Source organism: Stenotrophomonas maltophilia group sp. RNC7, assembly GCF_030910085.1.
Lineage (GTDB): Bacteria > Pseudomonadota > Gammaproteobacteria > Xanthomonadales > Xanthomonadaceae > Stenotrophomonas > Stenotrophomonas sepilia.
The window spans coordinates 1-633 of sequence record NZ_JAVFVN010000574.1; the positions used below are offsets into that span (position 1 = coordinate 1).

Here is a 633-nt window from a genome sequence, read left to right on the forward strand (position 1 = left end):
TTTTAAATATACTAAATCCCATAGTTGTTCTTCTGTCAGTTCCATCTCATTTAATTTTTCTTCTAACTTACTAGATACAATAAAATCTCTCGGCCAAGAATCTAGTAAATCATAATATCCCATAGTACATATAACCCATTGCTTCTTTTTAACCTTTCCATCTTCTCTATAGCTCTTATGTATGCTTACTTTATAAGCTTTCTTTATCGGTCTTTCAAATTTTTCGAGACTATAGCTATACCAATACCTTATTGTTTCATTTTCGTCGTTGGTAGTCCATGTAGTTGCCGATACTTCTAATTTTATACTAATGCTTGCACGAGGTTGTTTTTTATATTCTATCTCTTGAATAACACAATACATTTTTTATCTCTCCTTGTAGTTACTTTGATAAGTTACACAGTACCTACATATTGATTTTATACTTGTAGTTACTACACTCAACGACATAGTAACTACAAGTATTTTTCTATGCTTTAAATACGCATCCTAATATTCTATCCCTCTATGTTAATGATATAGTGCTACTACCATCTTCCAAAATGAATCTATAAGTTCGTTCAAGTCTTTTAAATTTTCTTCTGGAATAACTGCTTTTAACTTTTCGCATAACACTTCTTGTTCAAGATCATA

1 protein-coding gene is annotated in these 633 nt (G+C 30.2%); it reads right to left on the reverse strand.

Annotated elements, in window-relative coordinates; all coding sequences use genetic code 11:
- Positions 1-363 (reverse strand): hypothetical protein (locus RCF13_RS10905; RefSeq protein WP_308141172.1); only part of this gene is annotated, 363 nt, incomplete at its 3' end.
- Positions 364-633: the final 270 nt, after the last annotated feature.